Consider the following 3,621-nt stretch of genomic DNA (forward strand, 5'->3'; position numbering starts at 1 on the left):
GGGCAGGAACGTCCGGCGGCGCCAGCGTGCGATCGATGTTGCTGTCCGCCGCTTCCTCTGCCGGTTCCGCAGGTGGCTCGGCCGGGGCCGCCAGTTCGCCTTGGGGCAGCACCGGCGCCTTGATCTGTTCTTGTTGCCTGGGCACGGTCACGCGCCGCTGCTGCTCCTGCTGCAGCGGTCCGGCCGGCAGCGCGCGCGGCGGTACCGGTGGGGCCTGTGCGGCRGGAGCCAGTTCCAGCATCAAGGCGGCAGGAGGTGCCGCTGCCACGACCGGCGGCGTACGCGATGCCCACCACCACGCCGTAGCGATCAGCACCGCATGGGCCAGCAGCACGATTGCCAGGCTGGTTGCCCAGCGCTGCAGCCCGCTCATCGTGCGCCCTGCTCCAACCCGACCAGGGCGACCTTCAGGTAACCGGCACTGCGCAACGCATCCAGCGTCGCCATCAGGTCTCCATAGGAGACCCGCTGATCGGCACGCAGATAGAGGCGCTGCGACGTATCGCCATGCGTTGCCGAGCGCAGCGCAGAGGCGAGGCCATCGCGTGCCACCGGCGCCTCGCCCACCCGCAGCGACAGATCGGCCTGCACGGTCACATACACCGGCGCATTTTCTGCCGGCGCCGCCTGCGCACTGCTGGCAGGAAGCTGCACCGGCACCGACACCGTGGCCAGCGGCGCGGCCACCATGAAGATGAYCAGCAGCACCAGCATCACGTCGATGAAGGGCGTGACATTGATCTCGTGAGCTTCTTCCGGGGTGTCATCGCGTGTGGATGCGGTCCTGATCGCCATGGCGTGCCTCAGTTCACTGCACGCAGCGTGCCTGTCGGCGCCCGGCGTGCAGCCCGATCCAGATCACGCGACACCAGCTGCTGCACAGCCGCGGAAAGATCGCCCAGCAGGCCGCGCAGGCCTGCCAGCACCCGAGTGAAGTGGTTGTAGACCAGTACCGCCGGGATCGCCGCGACCAGACCGAGCGCTGTAGCCAGCAGCGCCTCGGCAATACCTGGCGCCACCACGGCAAGGTTGGTGGTATTGCTGTGGGCGATGCCGATGAAGCTGTTCATGATGCCCCACACGGTGCCGAACAGGCCTACGAACGGCGCCACCGCGCCAATGCTGGCAAGCACGCCGATGCCACGACGCTGGTTGCGTGCGGTCTCCAGTTCCAGGCGCTCCAGTCGTGATGCCACCCGCTCCTTGATCCCCTCGCGGTGATCAAGTTCCTGCGACAGATGCAGTTCGGTGCGCGCGGCATCCAGCATGGCTGCGGCGATGTTCTGCTGCAGTGCGGGCTCGCCGCCTGCGACCGGCAGGCTGGGTGCCGACAGCAGCACGCTTCGCGCCAGGCGCAACGCGCGTGCCTGCCGGGCCAGTTCCCAGCCCTTGGCCAGCAGCACGGTCCAGGTGGCCAGCGAGGCCACGGCCAAGGCGATCATCACGCCCTTCACCACCACATCGGCGGCCAGGTACATGCCCCAGGGGGTCAGTGCGGGGGCGGCCATGGGAGCCAGATCAGCAGGCAGCATCGTCGGAGGTTCCATTGGAATCGGTAGAAGTAGTGCGACGGCGGGCAGCGCGCGGATCGGTGGCGTCGTCCACGCCCACCAGCGGCGCTGGATCGAAACGGGGCGCCGGTCGACTCAGGACATAACCGGCACTGACCGCAAAGAACAGTCCCACGCCCAGCAGCAGACGCCAGGACGGGTGTGCGCCCCAGCAGAACATCGCGAATCCCACCGCCATGCCGGCGCTGGCAAACGCCTTGCCTTTGCGCGATACCGCGCCCTGCTCACGCCACAGGCGCAGCGACGGACCGTAGCGCGGATGGGAAAGCAGCCGCTGTTCGAACCTGGGCGAACTGCGTGCGAAGCAGCCCACCGCCAGGATCAGGAAAATGGTGGTCGGCATGACCGGCAGCAGTGCGCCGATCACCCCCAGCGCGACCATCAACCAGCCGAGCACGAACCAGAGCCAGCGCATCAATCGCGCGCCAGCGGGCGGTGCAGGGACATCAGGAGAACTCCACTTCGACATGGCCGTGCACGCTGCGGAACGCGGCATCGGCGGCATCGATCACTTCCTGTTCCTGTGCCGGCGACAGCACCACTGCATCGAGAGCAGCAGTGAATTCGCGCCAATGCCGCGCGGCCCCATCGGGATGTGCCGCCAGGTGACGAGCACCAAAGTTCCGATCCAGGCCGAGTGCAGCGGCCATCTTGTAGAGCACGGTGCCGCCCAGGTTGGAACCTTCGGCAACATACAACCAGCCCAACGCGGCCGGCAGCGGCAGGTCGTCGCGGAGGGCCGCGATGTCCTCGCCCGGCAGCGCCTGCTCCAGGTCCTGCAGGTCGCAGCGCACCTGCTGCAGGCGGCGACGCTCCGCCAGGTCCGGCAGCAATGCGTCCAGCGCAGGGCTTGCGTACAACGCGTCGATGCTGCGGTGGAAGCGGTACTGCACGCGCAGGAAGCGAGCGAAATTGCGGCGGTCGGCGAAGATGTCGCCGGCCATGATGCGCTTGTCGAGGGCGCCATGGCTGTCACGGGTGGCGGCCTTCAGCCGCACGCTGCGGCTGTCTTCGAGGGATGTCTGAACGGTCATCGGGAGTGCCAGGGAAAGCGTCCCCCTGTAGACGATCCTGGCGAGGGTTCCCCCAACCCTGCTTGCGTCGATAATGCAGGTTCCTTTCCATTGCCAGGGCACCACCGATGATCACCACCGAACCGCGCATGACCAACCTGTTCCTGCAGCTGGGCCTGGATGCCAGTGCCGAGGGCATTGCCCGGTTCATCGCCGACCATCAGCTGGCCGCCGGCGTGGAAGTGGCCGATGCCCCGTACTGGAACGAAGCCCAACGCCAGTTCCTGGCCGAATCGCTGCAGGCCGATGCGGCATGGACCACCGTGGTGGACGAACTGAATGAAGCGCTGCACGAAGCGGCGGTGAAGGCCGCGACCGGGCTGTAAGCGCCAGGCGGCAGCGCCGGGCATGGCCCGGCGCCCCCCCCAGTAGATCCACGCCATGCGTGGATGACCGGACCCGATGGGGCCAGGTCCCTTTCCGCGGGAAAGGGATCCGCCCCCTCCACCGGTGCAAGCGTGGAGGGTTGATCAATACCGCCAGGTAAAGGCCAGTCGCGCAGTCCGCCCAGGTGCGGGCATCACGCCCAGCGCCAGCGGATCCAGGTAGTAGCGGTCGGTCACGTTGTCCACGTTCGCTTCCACCGACAGCTGGTCGTTGAAGCTCCAGCTCGCAAACAGATCCACCAGCGTGGTCGGCCGGTACAGCTGCTGGATCGCCGACAGGCCGACGTTCCATTCCTTGTCCAGCTTGCTGATCGGGCCGGCGTTGTGGACCACGCGGGTGCCGAAGGTCAGCCGCTCGTCGAACAGGCGCGAGCCCAGGGTCAGGTTGATCATGTAGCGCGGCGGGTTCTGGGTGTTGCTGTAGGAGCCTTCGAAACCACCATCCACGCAGTCCGGCGTGCCGACCAGTTCCTCGATCCTGCGCTGGACACCGTAGGCGCGGCGTTCGGCCGCGATGTCCGGTGCGCAGGTCTTGGCCTTGAAGTAGTAGTGCGCCGACAGATCGGCAAATACCTTGCCGCTGTCATAGCT

5 protein-coding genes and 2 pseudogenes are annotated in these 3,621 nt (G+C 67.2%); 1 reads left to right on the forward strand and 6 read right to left on the reverse strand.

Going from position 1 to position 3,621, the window contains the following annotated elements; translation table 11 throughout:
• The 5 genes and pseudogenes from AC1VAN_RS15045 to AC1VAN_RS15065 form a co-directional block, all read right to left on the reverse strand.
• Nucleotides 1-373: pseudogene (locus AC1VAN_RS15045) on the reverse strand (energy transducer TonB); the annotation flags it as partial.
• Nucleotides 370-795 carry a TonB system transport protein ExbD gene (gene exbD, locus AC1VAN_RS15050; RefSeq protein ID WP_480986101.1) on the reverse strand — a complete coding sequence of 142 codons (426 nt, stop codon included), beginning with the start codon at nucleotides 793-795 and terminating at the stop codon, nucleotides 370-372. The gene exbD and the pseudogene AC1VAN_RS15045, both read right to left, overlap by 4 nt.
• 8 nt (nucleotides 796-803) lie before the next feature.
• Nucleotides 804-1,532: a tonB-system energizer ExbB gene (exbB, locus tag AC1VAN_RS15055; protein WP_032976748.1), complete on the reverse strand. Its 729-nt coding sequence runs from the start codon at nucleotides 1,530-1,532 to the stop codon at nucleotides 804-806.
• Nucleotides 1,519-1,986, reverse strand: coding sequence for a YbaN family protein (locus AC1VAN_RS15060; RefSeq protein ID WP_032976749.1), 468 nt, complete (start codon nucleotides 1,984-1,986; stop codon nucleotides 1,519-1,521). The genes exbB and AC1VAN_RS15060 overlap by 14 nt, the downstream gene beginning before the upstream one ends.
• Before the next feature lie 31 nt (nucleotides 1,987-2,017).
• Nucleotides 2,018-2,605 carry a biliverdin-producing heme oxygenase gene (locus AC1VAN_RS15065; RefSeq protein ID WP_442251829.1) on the reverse strand — a complete coding sequence of 196 codons (588 nt, stop codon included), beginning with the start codon at nucleotides 2,603-2,605 and terminating at the stop codon, nucleotides 2,018-2,020.
• Nucleotides 2,606-2,712: 107 nt separating this feature from the next.
• Between AC1VAN_RS15065 and AC1VAN_RS15070 the strand changes: the two genes are divergently transcribed.
• Nucleotides 2,713-2,970: a DUF2789 domain-containing protein gene (locus AC1VAN_RS15070; RefSeq protein ID WP_032976752.1), complete on the forward strand. Its 258-nt coding sequence runs from the start codon at nucleotides 2,713-2,715 to the stop codon at nucleotides 2,968-2,970.
• 144 nt (nucleotides 2,971-3,114) lie between these two features.
• Here AC1VAN_RS15070 and AC1VAN_RS15075 read toward each other — a convergent pair.
• Nucleotides 3,115-3,621 (reverse strand): annotated as a pseudogene (locus AC1VAN_RS15075) (TonB-dependent receptor); the annotation flags it as partial.

It is taken from the genome of Stenotrophomonas sp. 05L44_2 (assembly GCF_056665995.1).